This window comes from Metabacillus indicus LMG 22858, from assembly GCF_000708755.2.
GTDB classification, from domain to species: Bacteria; Bacillota; Bacilli; order Bacillales; family Bacillaceae; genus Bacillus_P; species Bacillus_P indicus.
Genome location: NZ_JGVU02000006.1, coordinates 567,502 through 589,055, shown reverse-complemented (window position 1 = coordinate 589,055; position 21,554 = coordinate 567,502). Strand labels below are relative to the sequence as shown.

General features: G+C 41.0%; 19 protein-coding genes. 16 read left to right on the top strand and 3 right to left on the bottom strand.

Annotated features, from left to right (window positions below; all coding sequences use genetic code 11):
* Positions 1-135: 135 nt before the first annotated feature.
* The 3 genes from AZ46_RS17300 to AZ46_RS17290 form a co-directional block, all read right to left on the bottom strand.
* A complete protein-coding gene (locus tag AZ46_RS17300) occupies positions 136-2,121 on the bottom strand; it encodes an acyltransferase family protein (RefSeq protein ID WP_029284932.1) in 1,986 nt (661 codons plus the stop codon).
* Between the two features lie 217 nt (positions 2,122-2,338).
* Positions 2,339-5,095, bottom strand: a complete 2,757-nt coding sequence (locus AZ46_RS17295) for a DEAD/DEAH box helicase (protein WP_029284930.1) — start codon at positions 5,093-5,095, stop codon at positions 2,339-2,341.
* Complete coding sequence (locus AZ46_RS17290; RefSeq protein ID WP_029284928.1) at positions 5,085-6,695, bottom strand: SWIM zinc finger family protein; 1,611 nt, start codon at positions 6,693-6,695, stop codon at positions 5,085-5,087. The genes AZ46_RS17295 and AZ46_RS17290 overlap by 11 nt, the downstream gene beginning before the upstream one ends.
* A gap of 259 nt (positions 6,696-6,954) precedes the next feature.
* Here AZ46_RS17290 and AZ46_RS22215 point away from each other — a divergent pair, with 259 nt between their 5' ends.
* The 16 genes from AZ46_RS22215 to AZ46_RS17220 all read left to right on the top strand — a co-directional run bounded on the left by AZ46_RS22215 (position 6,955) and on the right by AZ46_RS17220 (position 21,550).
* Positions 6,955-7,098 (top strand): hypothetical protein, encoded by a 144-nt coding sequence (locus tag AZ46_RS22215; RefSeq protein ID WP_168713775.1) that lies wholly within the window; start codon positions 6,955-6,957, stop codon positions 7,096-7,098.
* A 155-nt stretch (positions 7,099-7,253) separates the two neighbouring features.
* Positions 7,254-7,385, top strand: coding sequence for a hypothetical protein (locus AZ46_RS22465; protein WP_268870739.1), 132 nt, complete (start codon positions 7,254-7,256; stop codon positions 7,383-7,385).
* 229 nt (positions 7,386-7,614) lie between these two features.
* On the top strand, positions 7,615-8,364 hold the full coding sequence (locus AZ46_RS17285) for a YveK family protein (protein ID WP_029284926.1): 750 nt from the start codon (positions 7,615-7,617) through the stop codon (positions 8,362-8,364).
* The gene (locus AZ46_RS17280) at positions 8,354-9,052 is read left to right on the top strand and encodes a CpsD/CapB family tyrosine-protein kinase (protein WP_029284924.1); all 699 of its coding nucleotides are present in this window, start codon (positions 8,354-8,356) and stop codon (positions 9,050-9,052) included. The genes AZ46_RS17285 and AZ46_RS17280 overlap by 11 nt, the downstream gene beginning before the upstream one ends.
* Positions 9,053-9,147: 95 nt before the next feature.
* Entirely contained in the window at positions 9,148-9,912 is a 765-nt protein-coding gene (locus AZ46_RS17275; protein ID WP_029284922.1) for a tyrosine-protein phosphatase, read from the top strand.
* Between the two features lie 219 nt (positions 9,913-10,131).
* On the top strand, positions 10,132-11,460 hold the full coding sequence (locus tag AZ46_RS17270) for a UDP-glucose dehydrogenase family protein (protein ID WP_029284920.1): 1,329 nt from the start codon (positions 10,132-10,134) through the stop codon (positions 11,458-11,460).
* An 18-nt stretch (positions 11,461-11,478) separates the two neighbouring features.
* Positions 11,479-12,366 carry a UTP--glucose-1-phosphate uridylyltransferase GalU gene (galU, locus tag AZ46_RS17265; RefSeq protein WP_029284918.1) on the top strand — a complete coding sequence of 296 codons (888 nt, stop codon included), beginning with the start codon at positions 11,479-11,481 and terminating at the stop codon, positions 12,364-12,366.
* A gap of 15 nt (positions 12,367-12,381) precedes the next feature.
* Complete coding sequence (locus AZ46_RS17260; RefSeq protein ID WP_029284916.1) at positions 12,382-13,062, top strand: sugar transferase; 681 nt, start codon at positions 12,382-12,384, stop codon at positions 13,060-13,062.
* A 17-nt stretch (positions 13,063-13,079) separates the two neighbouring features.
* Entirely contained in the window at positions 13,080-14,018 is a 939-nt protein-coding gene (fcl, locus tag AZ46_RS17255) for a GDP-L-fucose synthase (protein WP_029284915.1), read from the top strand.
* Between the two features lie 23 nt (positions 14,019-14,041).
* Entirely contained in the window at positions 14,042-15,121 is a 1,080-nt protein-coding gene (gene gmd, locus AZ46_RS17250) for a GDP-mannose 4,6-dehydratase (protein ID WP_029284913.1), read from the top strand.
* Between the two features lie 791 nt (positions 15,122-15,912).
* Positions 15,913-16,734 carry a WecB/TagA/CpsF family glycosyltransferase gene (locus tag AZ46_RS17245; protein ID WP_206539103.1) on the top strand — a complete coding sequence of 274 codons (822 nt, stop codon included), beginning with the start codon at positions 15,913-15,915 and terminating at the stop codon, positions 16,732-16,734.
* Between the two features lie 22 nt (positions 16,735-16,756).
* Positions 16,757-17,290: an acyltransferase gene (locus tag AZ46_RS17240; protein ID WP_051865680.1), complete on the top strand. Its 534-nt coding sequence runs from the start codon at positions 16,757-16,759 to the stop codon at positions 17,288-17,290.
* A gap of 13 nt (positions 17,291-17,303) precedes the next feature.
* Complete coding sequence (locus AZ46_RS17235; protein ID WP_051865677.1) at positions 17,304-18,416, top strand: glycosyltransferase; 1,113 nt, start codon at positions 17,304-17,306, stop codon at positions 18,414-18,416.
* Positions 18,413-19,375: a hypothetical protein gene (locus tag AZ46_RS17230; protein WP_029284905.1), complete on the top strand. Its 963-nt coding sequence runs from the start codon at positions 18,413-18,415 to the stop codon at positions 19,373-19,375. The genes AZ46_RS17235 and AZ46_RS17230 overlap by 4 nt, the downstream gene beginning before the upstream one ends.
* On the top strand, positions 19,365-20,624 hold the full coding sequence (locus AZ46_RS17225; RefSeq protein ID WP_029284904.1) for a hypothetical protein: 1,260 nt from the start codon (positions 19,365-19,367) through the stop codon (positions 20,622-20,624). The genes AZ46_RS17230 and AZ46_RS17225 overlap by 11 nt, the downstream gene beginning before the upstream one ends.
* Complete coding sequence (locus AZ46_RS17220; RefSeq protein ID WP_029284902.1) at positions 20,621-21,550, top strand: glycosyltransferase; 930 nt, start codon at positions 20,621-20,623, stop codon at positions 21,548-21,550. Before AZ46_RS17225 ends, AZ46_RS17220 begins: the two co-directional genes overlap by 4 nt.
* Positions 21,551-21,554: the final 4 nt, after the last annotated feature.

Sequence of the window (21,554 nt, the reverse complement as noted above, 5' to 3'; positions counted from 1 at the left end):
AACAGGCTGCATCCTCCCTCACAGACAGAGAATCAAGGAATGCCCCGTTTACCCACACTATGGCCGGCCGGTCGATCCGGCTGGCTTTTTGACTGCATATAAAAAGAAGCTGCTCTAACCGGAGCAGCTTCTGCATCACTCGTCCAATACAGGAAGAAGTTCTTTCTGCAGCATCGGTCCAAGCAGCCTCGAATACGTTGCGGTTATATGGTGTTTATCCCTGTAAACCAGGATATTCCCGACAACAGGCCTGCAGAAATCATCGTCACAGAAATAATCATTTAAGTCGGCATAATGAACATTATCAGGAACCATTGATTCGTCCCACAGATCATGAGGAAGGATGTTCTCACGCTCGACCATGCAATCGGCAGAATCCGCTCCGTTCGCTTCTACGCATGATGGAACATCAAATTGGAATCTGGGGTTATCGCGAATGGCGAATATTTCTATTTTTTCCTCTTTGAGCTCGGACCATTTTTCGATGTACCCCTCCGGTATGCCTTCCCATTCCGTTGCATTGGCAGTAGTGAAAACAAGGTCAGGCTTCTGCCTGGTCAGCACATCGACAAGCTTATCGTTCCATTCTGAGCAGCTGGCTTCTACTTTGTCATTGATGGAATTGTAGGGACCGGTGGAGAATCTGCAGCCGCTCTTTGTGTAGTTTAAGATTCTGATCTGTTCTTCCTCTGCGAAGGCCACAAGTGCCGGCAGCCAGTGGGCGCTGTGCGAACCGCCGACCAGCGCAACAGTATACTTGAAGTCTTCTGTATCACCATACTCACACTCTATGACTTCAGAGTCATACTGTCCTTGATGACATCCTTCGCTGTAACTTGTCGGTAAATCCTCTCTGGCCTCCACAAGAGCCGGTTTGACCGGAACATCATTCAGCTCTGCGCTGCTTGCCAGTGCAGCGGGTCCGGGATAATCCCTGTCCGCCCCGGCAGACGGCTGCAATTGTTGAACAGCAAAAAGCCAAACCCCTGCAGCAGCCAGCACCGGAACGGCCAAAGAGAGGGAGGCGGCAGCCAATTTCGGTTTCGTATTCAGCCATTCCTTATTTCGTAAAGGTTTCTCAACAAAGCGAATCGTTAAATAAGCAAGACAGGCAGCCAGTAAGATGATGATCGCACCATCCAGGAAAGAGGCCGTCTCATGGCCTGTTGCCTGAAAATAAAAGATCAGCAGCGGCCAGTGCCATAAATAAAACCCATACGAAATCCCCCCGAATTTCACAAGGGGCTTTGAGCTGAGTAAACGGTGAACACCGAAATCCCCGCCGCGGTTTCCTGCAAGCAAGATAAACACCGCACACAGAGTGGGCCACAGCGCAGCGTAGCCGGGAAAGACAGACGATACCTGCAGCACAATTCCGCAGCTGACCAGACCGGCCAATCCTGCCCATCCCATTACCAATCCCGTCTGTTTTTTAACCTTCACATTTGAAATGACTAAGGCCAAAATCCCGCCCATACTGAATTCCCATACTCGTGTAAACGTATCAAAGTATGCCCACGGTTGGTTCACGTCCGTTAAATAAACCGAGTAGGAAAAAGACAAAACGAAAACAGCCGTGAGCAAAGCTAAAAAGAGTGCCCGTACCGACTTTTTAAAAACATACTTGGCCAAGATAACGGAACTGAACAGCAGAACCGGCCAAATCACATAGAATTGCCCCTGTATGGACATCGCCCAAAAATGCTGAACCGGACTGGCTTCATTGTTCTGAGCCAGATAATCGACAGAGTTAAAAGCCAGTTGCCAGTTTTCAAAATACAGCGCAGCTGCCACAACCTCGCTTATGGTCTGAACCCACTGGAGCTCGGGTGTCAGAAAATAACTGGCAATCACAACCGCAAAGAGAACAGTAAAAGCAGCCGGGAATAATCGGTTTGATAAATTTAATAAAAATCCGGCAGCGTCAACCTTGCCGCTGCGCTCATATTTATGAAGCAATGAAGTCGTAATCAGAAAACCGGACACGACAAAAAACACATCCACACCGCCGGAAACGTTCCCGAGCCATATATGATAGACAGCAACCAAAAAAGCGGCCACTGCCCGCAATCCTTCTATTTCAGACCTGAACTTCCGATCAGAACGCTTATATAAATCCATTGCCAACCTCCGTCAATCTTCAATTACATACCACTAGTATACTACAGCTCCCGTAGCCGACGGACTAAAAAAACCAGCTCCCCCAAAGGAACTGGCCACAAATCTATTTCCCAACCTTCTTCCCAATAAGCTCATACAGCTTTCGCCATTCGGGACTCATGGTGTCTTTTTCTTTTGGCTTTTCCTGTTCTTTCTTCTTGGCCATGTCGCGCGCCTCCTAGCTTATGGATAGGGTGAAGAGCTCTTCGAGTTCGTCGGTAGTAAGCTCGGTGATCCAGCTTTCGCTTTGGATGATCTCATCATTCAGGGACTGTTTTTTGTCCAGCATGACGTCGATTTTCTCTTCGATGGTGCCGGTTGTGATCAGCTTGTGCACGTGCACGAAGCGGCTCTGGCCGATCCGGTATGCGCGGTCGGTTGCCTGGTTCTCGACAGCGGGATTCCACCAGCGGTCGTAGTGGACGACGTGATTGGCAGCTGTCAGATTCAGTCCGGTTCCGCCGGCTTTCAAGGACAGAATCAGAATCGTATACTCCCGGTTCTGGAACTGCTCGACCATCTTATCGCGCGCAGCCTTTGGCACACTGCCGTTCAAGAACAGCACCTTTTCGCCAAATTCGCGCTCGAGCAGCGACTGCATCATTTCGCCCATCCCGATATACTGGGTGAAAATCAGCAGACTCTCATCCTGTTCGCGGATCGCTCCGACAAGTTCCAGCAGCTTCTCGATTTTATGAGAACGCGTCGTCACAGACGCGGCACGCTCTTCCTTCAAATAAAGTGCCGGATGGTTACAAATCTGCTTCAGCTTCCCAAGCATCTTCAGGATCAGCGCCTTCCGCTGCATGCCTGCAAGCTGCGAAACCTGCGCAAACGTATCCTTCACAAGCTGCTCATAGAGCGACGCCTGCTCAACAGTAAGCGGGATATACTCCTTTTGCTCCTGCTTTTCAGGCAGATTCAGCGCCACCTGCTCATCGCGCTTCGTGCGGCGAAGCAGGAACGGCTTGATCAGCTGCTGCAGGTTGCCGATGATTTTCGGATCGCGGTCCTTCTCAATCGGCAGCACAAACTTCTTATGAAAGCTGTGCAGACTGCCCAGGAACCCAGTATTGATAAAATCAAAAATCGACCACAGCTCCGTCAGGCGGTTCTCCATCGGCGTTCCAGTCAGGGCGATATGGTGATGGCCCTTCAGCTTTCGGATAGCCCGTGACTGCTTCGTATGGGCATTTTTAATGTTCTGCGCCTCATCCAGGCAAATCGTTGACCAGGAAACAGCAGCAATCTCTTCATGATCCGCATGAGACAGGCCGTACGACGTCAGCACAATATCGGCACCGGCAATCGAAGCCGCGAAATTCTCACCTTTAGCCCGGTTCGGACCATAGTGGAGATGCACCTTCATATCCGGCCCAAACTTCTCAATTTCCTTCTGCCAGTTGCCGAGAACAGAGGTAGGAGCAATGATCAAAAACGGCGCCTTCATGTTCTCGTGCTCAAGTACATAGGCGAAGTATGCGATCATCTGAATCGTTTTCCCGAGACCCATGTCATCAGCCAGACATCCGCCAAACTTGAACTTCCGAAGAAACAGCAGCCAGTCAACGCCCTGCTGCTGATACGGACGCAGCTCGCCGATAAAGGAAGCAGGAACATCGTGCTTCGGAATATCCGTTGTCTGCGTCAGCTGGCGCAGCATCGACTTCATCTGCTTGTTCAGCTCAATATGGATATTCGCAAACGCGCGCGCATCCATAACTTCATCCTCATCATCGCGCGTATCCGCAAGCTCCTGCTGCAGGATATCGGAAAAGTGAAGCCCTTCTTTTTCCGCCTTTTTCAAAATCGACTGCACATGCTTGATAAAAGCGGGGTCAAGCTTTATCCATTGTCCTTTAAAATTCACAAGCCGGCGGTTTGCGTTCACCATCTGCATGAACTCATCTTCGCTCAGCTCAACGCCATTGGTCGAAAACCGCCAGTTAAAGTCAATAAGCGAGCTCATGCCTACAAAGGACTGGCCGCGGGGGGAGGAAGACATCTTCGCTTTCAGCATCACCTTAGAATCGCGGACAACCTGCCACCACGACGGCAAGAGGATCTCAACTCCTGTATTCACAAACGTCTCACTCGCGCTCGTCAGGAAGAGCCACGCCTCATCTTCTGATATATGAGTGTTTCCATTCTTAAACGACAGCCACGGCACAATCTCCTCAAAGCGCTGCTGCTCCCGTTCAATTCGGTCCATATAGCTGCGCCACGGAGCCGGAAGATCCTTCAGCCCCTGGAAAAGATGAAACGAATCCGGGTTCTTCCTGTCACGCAGGAACAGCTCAAGCTTCCAGTCATCCCCGTCATAATCCGGTTCATTCAGCCTCAGGCCAATCGTAAACGGCGCATCATCAACAAGATAGCCGATTTTCTCAAGCCAGTCGCGTTCATCCAGAAAATGACCTTCAAACGTCTCCGCAGCTCCGTAAGCATTCACTATATCGCCCCACGCTACGCCAAGATCGGGGTTCTGCTCAATCAAATCATTCACAGCAGCCGACAGCCAGTCAGCCGTAAACCCTTCTAGCTCACCGGCCGTATCGCGCCATCCGAACGCACCGCTTTTCCAGCGCTCATAATCCGGCATGAAATCGCCCAATACGATACAGTCGTATATCGCTTCCGCCGAATCAATAAGCGATATGGCATCCCCGCTGTATTCAACATCCGCAAGCGAGTTCGTCGTGTCCTTTCCAATCAGCTCGACCATCATCCACGGCGACAGCAGGACAGAAGGGACCCCGATATAGCTCACGTCCTCAAGCATTGATCCGTAGAAAGACGATTCATGCCAGGCGAAAAGATAGCGCCTCATATGATTGGTGCCGAGCACTTTCTCATCCTTTGTCGTACACCAGATGTAAAAGTGAAAATTCTCGATTTGTTCGGTGTGAACGGAGATCTTCAAATCATTCAGCATGAATCAACTTTCCTCTCTTCAGCTCCTCCTGAAAAGCCCGCAGGCGCCGGTGCTCATGCGCAAGCTTTCCAAGATAGGTCTCAAATTGACTTTCCTTCTTCAGCTTCTTATATAATGTGCGCGCTTTTTTCAAATACCGCACGGCAAATTTATAATTGCTACGCGTTTTCTGGCCAATCTCATGGCGTATCGCATGGTGATACACCGTCAGCAGCGATTCCGGACTCTCCTTCTCAACAACCTTCAGCAAATCGCGGTCAATTTCATACAGCTCAAACCCAAGCAGCAGCTGCAGCTCCGCCCAAGTCTTAAACTGCTTTCGGTTAACCAGGAAATGATGATACTCCGCATAGCTGAAAGGCAGGGAAGTGCGGCACGCATTTTCGTACAATCGCTCATCCTTTGACTGTATTGAATACTCTGCAAGCAGATCAAGAAAATACCGGATCGCTCTCCGCTTTTCTTCATATGGAAGCTCGCTGTTAATATACGCATCAATCTTTCCATGCATATGAGAAAACCATTTTCCGGCACGTTTCCAGTTTTTCCGGGAAATAATATCCTCCACCCAATCATACAAAACGACAAAGCCCGCATCCGAAAACATCTCCATCTTCTCAAAAAGAACATCGTCATTCCCAAGCAAATACTCCATATGCAAAAGGGCAAGCCCGTATTCAGGATTCATCGCCGCGCTTTGCTTCTCTTGCAGCCACTCCGCCTCTTTGGCTACCCACTTCTTCTGATTCAAAAGGCCGGTCCAAAGCGAGCGGTACACACTCAGCCGTTCATACTGCATATAGGCGCTCACATCCAGAAGTCCTCTAAAAACGTCTATGCTATCCTTCAGCAGACCGTCAATCGAAAACGGCAGCGCAAACTTCCGCATCTCACGAAGTTCATACGTAATCGTATCGATACACTCTTCCAGATAAGAATGATACACATTATGCAACAAATGCTCCCCGGGCTTCGTCTCATTAAGCAGACGAAGCATTTGGAACAGAACGGCAAGGTTCGCGTGAATCAAATAAAAACGCCTGAGATCCGCATCTTTCGGAGCCTTCTTCTTAAGTGCAGGATAGTAGTGATTGTACAGGCTCTGAAGCTGCTGAACGGTGCGCGGACGTTTCTCCGCCCAGCGCTCATATTCAAACTCAAAATAGGCCAGCCAGCTCTCAAGAGAATCCTCCTTCCAGCTCACGGAAGGCACCAGCTTGCTCGCAGGCTTCAGCTGAGCCAGAATCGCCCTCTGGGCCTTGGTATTCCAGGCGTCCATATACGTTCCGACTGCTTCCGTACTTGCATATAAATAAAGAAAGGCAGCCGCAGCATGACGGCATGGAAAAGCCGCTGGGCACGTGCACGAACTCATCGTGAAAAAATCCAGCTCAAGCACCACCCGCACAGGCGTCACATCCTGCACATTCGCCTTCACCGTGTGCCCGTCAATCTTCGCATTATAAACACTGCCCTGCCGGTACAGCATCAAACCCTTTTTCATCAGCTGCCGATCATCCTCCGAATTCGGCGAAAGCATATCCTGCAGCTGCTCACCCGCATGCAGAATCAGTTCTTTATCCAGTTCGTGCTGAAGCATGGCGTACCGCTCCTTTTTGTTTTATGTAAAATAAAAATGGTGTGATCTTCATCATAAGTGCATCTCTATATTATAACTGAAATTGCCAAAAGGAGAAAACCTTCCACAACATTTCAATTTCAGGTTTAGCGGCAAGAAAATTCGGGGACATAAACAATAGTTCGACACGAATGCTATTAATAGTTGCCAGCCGACACAAAACGCAGTATAATCTGCTTGTTGTATATTTTTGTAAAATAAGAGAAAGGAAATTTGTAGAATGAAAGAGAACACTTTGAAACAAGAAGAACTTCTGCAAATTTTAATGACCGCCTATCAAAAAGGCGAGCATTCAAATGAAATCACCACCAAAGAATTGCTAGATGAGCTGATCCTCCAATTCAGAAAAGTCTATGCCTCCTAATAAATGAACACCGCAAGGAGTCCGCAAGTCTAAGTCTGCGGACTTTTTTCGTCTATTTATTCCGAAAGTTCTATTAAAATAGTAGAAGACCTCACCGATAATGAAGATATAAACATTTAGACATTTATCGACACGATTCGAGGGGGTTTTTTACAATGGGACAATGGATCACACCAGAAGAAATGGAACGGAAGAGAGAGCTGAAAAAACGCGTCATGACGGTAACCATCCCGGTTTTGACAATCGCACTCACAGCACTTGTAACCGTTTTACTAAATGGCCTATAATTCGTCAGGAGATTCGCGTTTATGCGGGTCTCCTTTTTGCATTTCAAAAAAATTAATACACAATTTACAAATCCTTGTTATAATTGTCATTATTGTTCATGAAAAACCAATAAATGATAAAAAATGAGAAAAATATCACTTTTACTGTAAAAATCTGTAGCAAGAACCTAGGTCTTTTATTATAATACTCTTTGTGCTTTTTCTATTACATACCAAAACGGAGGTCAACATGGAAGAAACCATCAGCTTGAAAGAGCTGTTTCAAACATTAAAGAAACGCCTTTCTCTCATCATCATTATCACGGCGATCGCCGCAGTCACCAGCGGACTTATCAGTTTTTTCGTTCTTACTCCCATCTACCAATCTTCTACTCAAATTCTAGTCAATCAGGCAAAAAGTGATCAGCAATCATTCAACCCGGGCGAAGTGCAGACAAACCTTCAATTAATCAACACGTACAACGTAATCATCAAAAGTCCTGCAATCTTGGATAAAGTCATCCAGCAGCTGGATTTGGACATGACAAGCGGACAGTTAAACGCAAATGTAACGGTCGGAAGCGAACAGGACTCTCAAGTCGTGAACATTTCCGTTCAGGACGAAGATCCTAAGCAGGCAGCACAGATCGCCAACACGATTGCAACGGTCTTTCAAAGCGATATTGCTAAAATTATGAGCGTAAATAATGTAAGCATTCTTTCAAAAGCAGAGGTAGGAGATACAGCTTCTCCAATCGCGCCAAAGCCATTAATGAACATTGCAATCGCAATGGTTGTAGGTCTAATGGCAGGTGTCGGCCTTGCGTTCCTTCTTGAATACCTGGACAACACAATCAAGACAGAAGAAGACATCGAAAAGCATCTCGGCCTCCCAGTACTTGGTGCAATAACCCGCATAGACATCGAACAGGAGCAAAAAAACCAGAAGAACGTTGAAACACAAATCTCCAGAACAAGAGGTGAGACAGTTGGCTCGTAAAGACCGGAAAAACTTATTTCATTTGCAGAACAGAAGTCTTGTTTCCATGACGGCTCCAAGATCTCCGATAGCTGAACAGTACCGGACAATCCGTACAAATATCCAGTTCTCAACAGTGGATGAAGACATTTTCTCTCTCATTGTAACCTCTGCAGGCCCGGCTGAAGGGAAATCGACGACCGCGGCAAACACCGCCGTTGTGTTCGCCCAGCAAGGCAAAAAAGTACTTTTAGTTGATGCAGATCTAAGAAAGCCGACATCACACTATACATTCAAAGTCGACAATCATGCAGGACTGACAAATGTTCTGACAAGACAAACCTCCTTGAATCAGGCGGTAAAATACACGGAGCAGGAAAACCTTTATATCTTAACCAGCGGTCCGATCCCTCCCAACCCGTCTGAACTTCTGGCATCTAAGGGAATGAAGCAGCTGATTGAAGATGCAAAAATGGAGTATGACATGATCATCTTCGATACACCGCCTGTATTAGTCGTAACAGACGCACAAATCCTTTCCAATGCGGTTGACGGTGTAGTCCTTGTCGTAAGCAGCGGTAAAACAGAGCTTGAAGGGGCAATAAAGGCGAAAGAAGCACTGCTTCAGTCAAAAGCCAAAATCCTTGGAACGGTATTAAATAACAAAAAGCATCAGGACAATCAGTATTATTACTACGCATCAAAGTAACCTTACTGTAAAGTCTTAATAGGTCAAAATACCTTAGGGGGAGTGGGCGTTTCCGAACTAAATGCCTATTCCTACTTCACTCGGCGGTGTTTCTAATGATTGATATTCACTCACATATCTTACCCGGAATAGATGACGGGGCTGCAACTCCTGAAGAAGCACTCCAAATTGCCAGGGCGGCAGTAGAAGAGGGCATCACTACGATCATCGCCACCCCCCATCATCAAAACGGCAAATACATAAACAGCAAACAAAGCATTCTGGAAAACGTTGAAACACTAAACACACTACTTCAAAATGAAAACATTCCCCTAACTATATTGCCTGGGCAGGAAACACGGATTCATGGAGACTTGATGGATGAATTAGATACCGACGTCATTCTGCCGCTTAACCACACAAACTATGTTTTTATCGAGCTTCCATCCGGCCACGTGCCGAGATATACAGAGCAGATGCTGTTTGATCTCCAGCTAAAAGGACTTACACCAATCATCGTTCATCCAGAACGAAACGCAGAATTTATAGAAAATCCTGATCTTCTATACAAGCTTGTCAGCAAGGGAGCACTCACTCAGATTACATCATCGAGCATTACGGGGCATTTCGGAAAAAACATCAAGAAATTCAGCCTTCAGCTTGTAGAAGCACAATTAACCCATTTTCTCGCATCGGATGTGCATAGTTTAAAAAATCGTCCCTTCAGATTAGCTGATGGATATGTTGTTCTTAATAAAGAATTAGGGTCGCAGGCAGAGTACCTGTTTAAAGAAAATGCTGAACTCCTCGTTCAAAACTTAACAGCTTACAGAATGGATCCAATGAAAATAAAGAAAAAGAAGTTCTTAGGGATCTTTTAAAAAAGACCTGGTGATGCCTCCTCCACCATTATCAAAGGAGGCACTCGGCTGCATTGTGGGTGAGAGACCTTAGACGCCTGTCGTCAAAGGTGTGGTGTGAGGGTGGGTTCGATGCCCAACTTTATTAAATTTAAAGATAGTTAACGAAAGATTGTTACTGAGAGAATGCTTTTCCGTTAACTATTTTAAAGATAATTGTTAGGAAAAAGGTGAATGAACATGAAAATTGCAGTTGTAGGAACGGGCTATGTCGGTCTGGTCACTGGAACCTGCCTGTCTGAAATTGGCCACACTGTTACGTGTATTGATATCGACCAAAACAAGGTTGATAAAATGCAGGCAGGTTTATCCCCAATCTATGAACCGGGTCTGGATGAACTCATGCTGAAAAACATCAATGAAAAAAGATTGTTTTTCACAACGGACCATTCAGTAGGTTTTGAAGGAGCAGATGTCATTTACATCGCAGTTGGCACACCTGAAAAAGAAGATGGTTCTGCCAACCTGACATTTGTTGAACTGGTGGCAAAGGATATTGCTGCACATGTAAATCAGAATGTTGTTGTTGTTACAAAAAGTACGGTCCCTGTTGGAACAAATGACTTGATTAAAGAAGTGATTCAAAATCATTTGGTTCACGATGTGAAAGTTGAGATTGTATCAAATCCGGAATTTTTGCGTGAAGGATCTGCTATTTATGATTCTTTCAATGGCGATCGCATTGTCATTGGCTCAAGTTCAAAAAAAGCGGCAGCAATCTTAGAAGAAATTAACAAACCATTTGGACTTCCTATCTTCAAAACGGACATCCGAAGTGCAGAAATGATTAAGTATGCTGCCAATGCCTTCCTAGCAACAAAAATCAGTTTTATTAATGAGATATCAAACATCTGTGAAAAATTAAGTGCTAACGTTGAAGACGTAGCTAATGGCATGGGTCAGGACAGTAGAATTGGTTCTCAGTTTCTGAGTGCTGGTATTGGATACGGCGGATCATGTTTCCCTAAGGATACGAAGGCTCTTATCCAAATCGCAGGGAATGTAGAATACGACTTTGATTTGTTAAAAGGCGTTGTGCGGGTTAATCAAAAACAGCAGGAAATCCTTCTGAATAAGCTTGAAGACAGATTTGAAAGCTTAAAAGATAAAAAGATAGCGATTCTGGGTTTGGCGTTTAAACCAAATACTGATGATATGAGAGAAGCAGCTTCAATTGTCATCACAAATCATTTAATTGCAAAAGGCGCTAATGTTTTCGCATATGATCCGGTTTCGATGTCAAACGCAAAGAAAATTCTGGATACAAAAGTGAATTATGCAACAAATGCAGCTGAAGTTTTAAAGAATGCAGATGCTGCTCTGATTCTAACAGAATGGAACGAATTTAAAGACTTAGATTTGAACGTATTCGAAGAGCAAATGAAATCACCAATTATCTTCGATGGCCGTAATTGCTATGACCTAGAGGTTGTTAAAAACCACAGCCTTGAGTATCACTCAATGGGAAGAAAAACGATAAATACGTTGAAACTAACTGCTTTAAATTAAATAAAAGGGGCGTTTTAATTGAAAAAAGTAAAAAAAGCTATCATTCCAGCTGCGGGGTTAGGGACTCGTTTCTTACCTGCCACAAAGGCAATGCCAAAAGAAATGCTCCCAATTGTTGATAAACCTACCATCCAATATATTATCGAAGAAGCCATCGAATCTGGTATTGAAGACCTTATTATCGTAACAGGCAAAGGGAAAAGGGCAATAGAAGATCATTTTGATCACAACTTTGAACTTGAACAAAACCTTATAGAAAAAGAAAAGTATGACTTGCTTGAAAAAGTCAGACATTCATCAGGAATTAACCTTCATTACATTCGTCAAAAAGAACCGAAAGGTCTTGGGCATGCCGTATGGTGCGCGCGTAAATTTATCGGGAATGAACCGTTTGCAGTATTACTAGGGGACGATATTGTACAAGCAGAAACTCCATGCTTAAAGCAATTAATTAACGAATATGACAATACTGGTTCGTCTGTCATCGGTGTTCAGACGGTTGGCGATGATCAAACACACCGTTATGGTATTATTGATCCTTTGACTAAAGAAGGCAAGCTATATCAAGTAAACCGGTTTGTAGAAAAGCCAAAGCAGGGTACAGCCCCTTCAAACCTGGCAATTATGGGACGTTATGTGTTAACCCCTGAGATTTTTGAACTTCTGGAAAACCAAGAGACTGGTGCAGGTGGCGAAATTCAGCTCACAGATGCAATTCAGAAACTAAACGAGCAGCAGCATGTCTATGCTTATGACTTTGCTGGAAAGCGATATGATGTGGGTGAAAAATTTGGTTTCATCCAGACGACCATTGAATTTGCCCTGCAGCATGAAGACCTTAAAACAGATCTGGTAAAACTCATGCAAGTACTGGTTGAACAGGAAACTCTAAAATTATCGAAATAAGGAAGTGGCGCGGAAATGTCAGAGTGGGCAAAGGAAAGTACGGCACAGTCCCCGCATCATCAGTCAACCATTGATTTCGGTACAACAACGTCTACATACAAACTTATAAAGCGCTCCATGGACATTACAGGAGCACTTCTGGGAATTATACTTTTAAGTCTTTTATTTCTTGTTGTAGCGATAGCGATTAAGCTGGAAGATCCAAAAGGGCCTGTTTTTTTCACTCAAAAACGAGTAGGCAAAAATGGAGAAGAGTTTAATATGTTCAAATTCAGATCAATGGTAAGCGATGCGGAAGAGAGACTGAAAGAATTGCTTTCTTTAAATGAAGTAACCGGTGCGATGTTCAAGATGAAAAACGACCCGAGAATTACAAAGGTTGGAAGGTTTATCAGGAAAACAAGTATAGATGAATTACCGCAGTTGTTTAATGTTCTAAAGGGTGACATGAGTCTCGTTGGACCCCGTCCTCCTCTTCCGAGAGAGGTCGCGGAATACACGGATTATGATAAGCAGCGGTTACTGGTTACACCTGGCTGCACAGGAGTATGGCAGGTCAGTGCCAGAAACAGTGTAGGTTTTCAGGAAATGGTTGAGATGGACCTGTATTACATTAAACATCAGTCGGTTATGACAGATATCAAAATCCTTTGTAAAACAGTCATTGTACTATTTGGATCGAAAAATGCATTTTAGGACAGGGTGAAATGAAAATGGAAAAACACGCTAAAATTTATGTGGCTGGTCACAGAGGCTTAGTAGGATCAGCCATCTTAAGAAAATTGCAATCAGAAGGTTATACCAACCTCGTCTATAAAACCAGCAGTGAACTTGACCTGCGGGATCCAAAGCAAGTGTATGCTTTCTTTGAACAGGAGAAAATCGATTATGTTTTCCTCGCAGCAGCGAAAGTTGGCGGCATTGTAGCAAACAACGAATATCCGGCAGATTTCATTAGAGATAACTTAATGATTCAGACAAACGTGATTGATGCGGCTTATAAAAATAATGTTGAAAAGCTTCTTTTCTTAGGAAGCACATGTATCTACCCAAAATTAGCTCCACAGCCACTCAAAGAAGACTATCTTTTAACAGGTGAGCTCGAGCCCACAAATGAACCATATGCGATTGCTAAAATTGCTGGTATTAAAATGTGCCAATCATATAATCGTCAGTATGATACGAAGTATATCTCTGCAATGCCTACTAATCTTTATGGTGAAAATGATAACTTTGATTTACATACATCTCATGTTCTTCCGGCTCTTATCAGAAAGTTCCATGAAGCAAAAGAAAACAAGGCGGATTTTGTTGAAGTATGGGGAACGGGATCACCAAAAAGAGAATTCTTGTATTCAGATGACCTTGCAGATGCTTGTCTTTTCTTAATGAACAACTATGAAGGCAATGACATTGTAAACATCGGTGTTGGAGATGATTTACCGATAGGTGAGCTTGCAGCAAAAGTGAAAGACGTAGTTGGATTTGAAGGCGAAATTCGTTTCGATACATCTAAACCTGATGGTACACCACGAAAGCTGGTAGATGTATCCCGGATTAACAGCCTAGGCTGGAAAGCAACTACATCCCTGGATGAAGGATTACAAAAAGCGTATAAATGGTTTTTACAAAACGAACTGATCAAACAATAAAGAACATACACTTGGAGGCAATCATGAAAAAGGCACTAATCACAGGCGTAACAGGACAAGACGGATCATACTTGGCAGAATTTCTGCTTGAAAAAGGCTACGAAGTACACGGATTAATCCGCCGCAGCTCTTCATATAACCAAGAGCGATTAGAAGATCTCTTAACAGAAGAAGGAGCAAACGCGTTTTTAAACCATTCAAATTTCCACCTTCATTACGGTGATGTTACGGATGCATTAAACGTAACCCGTGTCATCGGTGAAATCAAACCAGACGAAATTTACAACCTTGCAGCACAATCGCACGTACGCGTTTCCTTTGACATGCCAGGATACACACTAGATGTTGATGCGAAAGGTACACTTAACATCCTTGAAGCCGTTCGTATTTTAGGATTAACGGATAAAACACGTGTCTATCAAGCGTCTACATCTGAACTATACGGTAAAGTACAGGAAGTACCGCAAAAAGAAACAACACCTTTCTATCCGCGTTCTCCATATGGGGTAGCAAAAATCTACGGCTTCTGGATCACAAAGAACTACCGTGAATCTTACAATATGTTCGCAGTAAACGGCATTCTGTTTAACCATGAGTCAGAGCGCCGCGGAGAAACGTTTGTAACAAGAAAAATCACTTTGGCAGCTTCACGTATTGCCCAAGGAAAACAAGATAAATTGATGCTTGGAAACTTAGATTCTCTACGTGACTGGGGTTATGCTAAAGATTATGTTGAATGTATGTGGTTAATTCTTCAACATAATAAACCAGAAGATTTCGTTATAGCTACAGGTGCAATGCATTCTGTACGTGAATTTGTTCAATTAGCATTTAAACATACTGGTATTGAGATTGAATGGACAGGCGAGGGTGTTAATGAAAAGGGAATGAACAAAGCAACTGGTGAAGTCATAGTGGAAGTTGATCCTAAATTTTTCCGTCCAGCTGAGGTAGAGCAATTATTGGGAGACCCAACTAAAGCTAAGACTTTATTAGAATGGAATCCTACTAAAACTTCTTTTGAAGAGCTAGTACGTATTATGGTTGAGGCAGATATGAAGAAGGTTGAAAATGAAGATAAAATTAAGAAAATGTTCGATTAATATTTACTGAAAAAAATTATAGTAAACACAAGATTTTCCTTAAAACATTAATAACTTTATAATATATCAATCGTTTCAATTAGTTAAAGGGTACAGAAATTCCTGATTGTAAACATTGGTTATTAAATTTTTAATGTTATTAAATTTTTAATGTTATTAAATATATTACACTGTATTAAAGAGTGATTATGAAGGTAACCTTCAACATTACTCTTTTTCTTTTCTTATGAATATTATTCGGTCTTTTATTTATTACGATGAGAGATAATTGCTCTGAGATGATTTTTATCATCAGAGCATACTTTTTTGATGATAGTTATATACTGCATTCTGTTAAATTTTTTTGAATTAGATCAACGTTTGAGGGGGTTACCTCAAAGATAATTATATAGAGGTGGTTGCTGTCTGAATTTGCACCAATGCAATTTTATGTAGACCCAGCGAATAGGGAAGAGATATTACGTGGTAGATAAGTTGAATAATAATAAGGCAATAATTCTAAATTATACTCATTAATATACTCCAGATGTGGCTTCCACAGGTCAAATCTTAAAAGAACTGGCTTCATGCATTCGATTTTACCGTGATTTGTGTTGTTCCTTCCTATTCAGGATGATTTTATCGAAAAACATCTCGCAGAAAAGAAACTGGATTTGACTGCTGGTTGTCATTGCTGCCTCTAGGAACTATGACAGCTAGAAAAATTTTATTCACATAACAAAAAGGTATATACACGCGACATTATCCAGCGTGACTGATTATTAGAAACAAGTTACATTAAGGATCTCGGTATGGTAGAAAAAGATTTTGGGGGACACGGTGATATGAAGGCAGATTCAGAAAAAATAATATATCAGAGAAAAGTAGATAAGTCCCTCATACCTACCTGCAATATTCTGAGGGTCAATATTGCTGCCATCAATATGGGCTGGTTGTTGGATTATTTGGACAAGAATCTCTCCGATATAAAGGGAGACTATCTTTGTGTGTCGAACGTACATACCACTGTGATGAGCTACGAAGATAGCTCTTATTGTGCTATACAAAATGGTGGTCTAATGGCTATTCCGGATGGCGGACCTCTCTCCTCTGTGGGAAATAGACGCGGATATAAAGACATGCATAGAACCACAGGACCAAGTCTTATGGAAGAGATTTTCAAAATCTCAGTTGAAAAAGGGTATCGTCACTACTTCTACGGTAGTACAGAAGAGACCCTTGAATTGCTATATGAAAAATTAAATGAAAGTTATCCAGGTATTCAGATTACTGGCAAATATAGCCCTCCGTTCCGTCAAATGACGGAAGAAGAAGATACGGCAATTATTAAGCAAATCAATGAGACTAAGCCGGACTTTGTGTGGATCGGTTTGGGCGCACCGAAGCAGGAAAAGTGGATGGCAGACCATCAGGGGAAGATTGCTGGCTTGATGCTTGGCGTAGGAGCTGGCTTTGACTATTTCGCTGGCAACATTAAGCGGGCTCCACAGTGGATGCAGAAGCACAATTTGGAGTGGGTGTATCGGTTGATGCAGGACCCTAAGAGATTGTTTAGCAGGTACTTTCATACAAATACTAAGTTTATCTGGAATGCGGTTGTTAAAAGAAGATGAATGGGACAAGAGGCGATAGAGTATGGGTATTATAAAAAAAATGAAACTATTAAGGTGCAAATTGTTGTTATTTCCTAAAAAAAACATACGAATAGGCGAGAATTCAACCTTTGGACGTGGGACGGTTTTATGGGCTCCAAATGAGATGAAGATAGGAGATAATGTTTATATTGGCAAATACTGTACTCTACAGGCTGATATTATTATGGGAAATGATATTGAAATAGCAAATAATGTGGGGTTAATCGGAAAATATGATCACGATTTTAGCGAAGTAGGTGTTAGCATAAAGAATGCACCCTGGATTGGAGATCCAAATTACGAATTTAAAGGAAAAAATCAGAAGATTATAGTTGAAAGCGATGTATGGATTGGTTATGGAGCTGTGGTTTTTACTGGAATACACATTCATAAGGGAGCAATTATTGCAGCGGGAAGTATTGTAACACATGATGTTCCGGCATATTCCATTGTTGCAGGTAATCCGGCACAAGTAATAGGAAAAAGATTTACAGAGGATCAGATAAAAGTACATGAAAAAATGTTATATCCATAAATAAGGAGTTAATATGAAAATAGGCATATTAATTACAAGCATCAGCAATTTTGGGAAAAAAGGGTTTTATAATTCACAAGAAATTGGACTTGCAAAAGCGTTATCAACTCAATTTGAAGGAGTAGATGTATATAAATTGATTCCTGCAGATCAAGAAGGAAAAACAGAAAAAATTGTGAATTGTGATAATGCTTATATTCATTACATTCCTTCAAAACAAATTGGTATTAATGGTTTTTTTGATAAGAATAATGTCGCTTCCGATCTCGGAGCACTTATTCATTTTTCGGATACTCAGTTTTCTGTTCCGAAGGTGTACAGATGGTGTGAAAAAAATCATATTATTTATATTCCATATATAGGAGTAGTTGAAAGCCATAGCATAAGTAAACTGAAACAAATAATAACAAATTTTATGTTTTCGAGAAATGTAAAAGTATACAAAAGGTGTATCTGTTTTGCAAAAACCCCGGAGGTAAAGAGAAGATTATTAGAGCTGCACATCGATGAAGTTAAGGTAGCTCCTGTGGGATTGGATATTGATTTATTGCATCATCAATATAAAAAGTGTTCAACTGATAAATTGAAAGAAAAATATGGATTCAATAAAAATGACAAAATAATCCTTTTTGTTGGAAGGCTAATTGAGGAAAAACAGCCAATTCGAATGGTGGAGCTGTATGCGAGTATTTGTACGTCTGACAGTAGATATAAGCTTTTAATGATTGGATCAGGTGAACTAAAAGAAGCGGTTGAGAAAAAAATACAAGAATTAAAGTTAGAGAAGAGTGTAAATTTAGTTGACCAGATACCCAATCAGAAGATATGGGAGTTATATAGCCTGTCAGACACTTTTGCAAATTTAAATCAAAAGGAAATATTTGGCATGTCAATTTTGGAGGCCATGTATTACGAATGTAAAGTGGTTGCATGGCAAGCACCGGGACCAGATACAATTATTGAGAATGGTGTTTCTGGATTTTTAGTGAAAACAAATGAAGAATTTTGCAAACGAGTTTTACAGCAAGGAAGCATTAATCTGAAAAGTGCACATAATAGAGTTATTAAGCATTTTATTTGGAGTAATATGGCCAATCTTGTAAAAGAGAGGGTTTTGGGGTCTTGACGAACTTACCAATAATATTTATTCATACTGGAAATCAAAACTATTTAAAGGTTGCTATTGAGTCAGCAATCAAATTTGGAAATGATGTTCACCTCATAGGAGATGATGCCAATAGGGGCTTTAGTAAGAAGTGGTGTCATATCAATTCGTTAAGTAGTGAATTATATGAGGATTTCAAAAAAAATTATGTTCATATGTCGACTAATTCTTATGAGTTCGAATTGATGTGTTTTAAACGCTATTTTTTAGCATATGAATATTTAAAGCAAATTGGGGCGGAAAAATTTGTAATGCTTGATAGTGACATATTAACCTATACTAATTACAAAAATTTACCATTTGTTTCTGAATATGCTATTGCAGCAAGTTGGTTTGAAAATCAAAACAATTACAAATGGTCAGTATGCCCATGTATGTTTATGGCAACTATTGATACATTAAGAGACTATTTAGTCTTTATGATTGATACATACTCTCAGGCTGAACGACTTTCACTACTTAGGGAGAAAGAGGAATATCATAAAAAGAATAATATTCCGGGCGGAATATGTGACATGACGCTTCTATTTCTTTGGATTAAAGATTGTGAAGAAAAAAAGAAATACCGTATACATAATAATGCCATCATAGAAAATGGGATTGCTTTTGATCATAATATTCAAACCGCTAGTGGATTTATCAAAAACGAATTCCAATATGACAACTTATTAAGAATGAAAAAGGTGATTTACAAAGATGATATTCCATTTTTTGTGTTAAAAAACGGTGGAAAGGTGAGAGCAAACACGCTACACTTTTTGGGCGGCGCAAAAACAGCGATGATTTCTTTCTATTACAATAAACCATATATCAGTAAATTAATTAACCGTTACAAATTAAGACTTTTATCATCGCCCAAACTGGCAAACAATAAAGTAATCAGATTGTTGAAGAGTAAGGGTAATACCAATGACGGATAATAGAGTATCAATAAGGGTAAATCTATTAGTATTATACGGAATCTCAGCTTTTTTACTAAATTCAGTATTAAGAAACTCTCTAATGGTTTATAGTGGGCACTCTTTTCCTGATGTGAATTATATTTGTTTACTAGTTATTTTTTACGAAATGCTAAGAGTATTTTGGATTAACAAAATAAAGAAAAGCTCATTTTTTATATTTGCGGGAGCTGTCGTATTTTCAATCTTGGTAGAGATTAGTAATATATTCGGGAATAGTACTATAGGTCATTCTGTACTTTTATTTACGTTACTTCCGGGCATTCTAATTATTGCCTTTTATTTCAATGAATCCGTAGATTGTAAATTAGTATTAACTAGATTTCTCAAAGTGTTTAACGTATTTATAACATTAATTTTGGCGCTGGGGATACTAGATTATTTCCTTGGTGGAGTCATTAATACTATGTTAGCTCTTCGCTTTTCAAATCCAGAATGGGCGAAGATGATTACAACAGAAAATTTGACGTTCGGTTTTCGGATGGTTACAATAATTGGCTCACCTCTTATGAACGCTTTTTTTGCGCTTACGTTAATCGTATTGAATAATATATATAATGTTTATATTTCAGAGAGAAAATGGTTGACATTATTTTTTAATATATTTGGGTTGGTAGCTATTATTTTAACAGGCAGCAGAACGGCACTATTATTGGGAGCAATTTTTGTATTTGTTAGCATGTTTAATAGCGTAAGAAATATAAAAAAAATATTAATCATAGCAGCAGCGTTAACTGTGTTTGTACTTTCTGTAAATTCTGTTTTTTTTCAAAAGACTATTGGAGTTCGTTTTTCCAATGATATGCTTTCAGATGGTAGGTTTTATCTTTTACAGAATGTTATTGAAGGATCATATGGGAAAATTCACGTTTTATCTGGTGGTGGCTACAATTATTCAAGGGCATTAACATCCACTGGTTCAGCAATGCAGAATTTTGAATTACCTTTATTAATGTTTTTGTATGATTATGGGCTTTCTGCAACACTTATTTTTTATTTAATATTTGGAGTATACCCATGCGTTAAAATGATTAAAAATCGGGCATATTTTGCTTTACTTGGGTATATTGTGCTGTTCCTACACTTAAACTCTTCCAATATATTGGCACAGAAATATGATTTTTGTATGATGCTCAGCTTTATTATATTAGTAGTAATTAATTGTAAGGGCGGCTTTAAAAACAATATGGAAAGTCGGAAGAGAATATGAACGAGACAAATATTTCAGTTATCACTTGCTTTTATAACGCTGAAGATTTTATTGGAGAATTCATTGAGCATATTGAGGAACAAAGCTATCAGGAATTTGAATTAATTTTAGTGAATGATGGCAGCACAGACCATGGTGGAGAAATTGTTGATAGATATTTGAAAAGATTCGATAATATCAAATACATTTCACAAAGCAATAAAGGTCAGGGAGAAGCAAGGAATGAAGGATTCAGGCATGCGAAAGGAAAATATTTATATTATCTAGACGTTGATGACAGAATTAAGCCGGATGCTTTGGGGAAAATGATTTCAATTGCGGAAAGTTGTAATGCTGACATTGTAACATTTAATTCCATTAATTACGACTATGATTTTATAGAAGAACAAAAAAGTCCATATAAGAAAAGTAAGGTTAATAGGGGAATTTATGATGCATTAACCTTTTTGGATACTTCTTTGAGAAACCAGTCACTTTATACTCCAGTTTGGTTATATTTCTACAGACATGATTTTCTGAAAAATTCTGGAGTCTTATTTTTACCTATTGTTCATGAAGATTGTATATATACGATACATTCTTTATTAAATGCAAATAATGTATACTATTTGGATGAAGTGCTACATGAACGGCGTATAGCCATAGGATCAATAATGCATAAGGAAATATCGGAGTGGCGAATTGATTGTGCAATTAAGGTTATGACGGATGCTGAAGAACTTTATAACAATTCATATGACAAACATATTAAATCCGTTCTGAAGCGATGGAACTATCTATGTTCGACTTTGGCAGTTTCCGCAGTAGAAGATAGTAAGTATAGGAAGAAATACAGAAAACAAATGTTAGTATATTTTTTAAAACATGCCTATATGATGGATTTTAAATGCAGTGTTCGTCTTTTGATGTTATTTTTGAAAAAGTGACTTA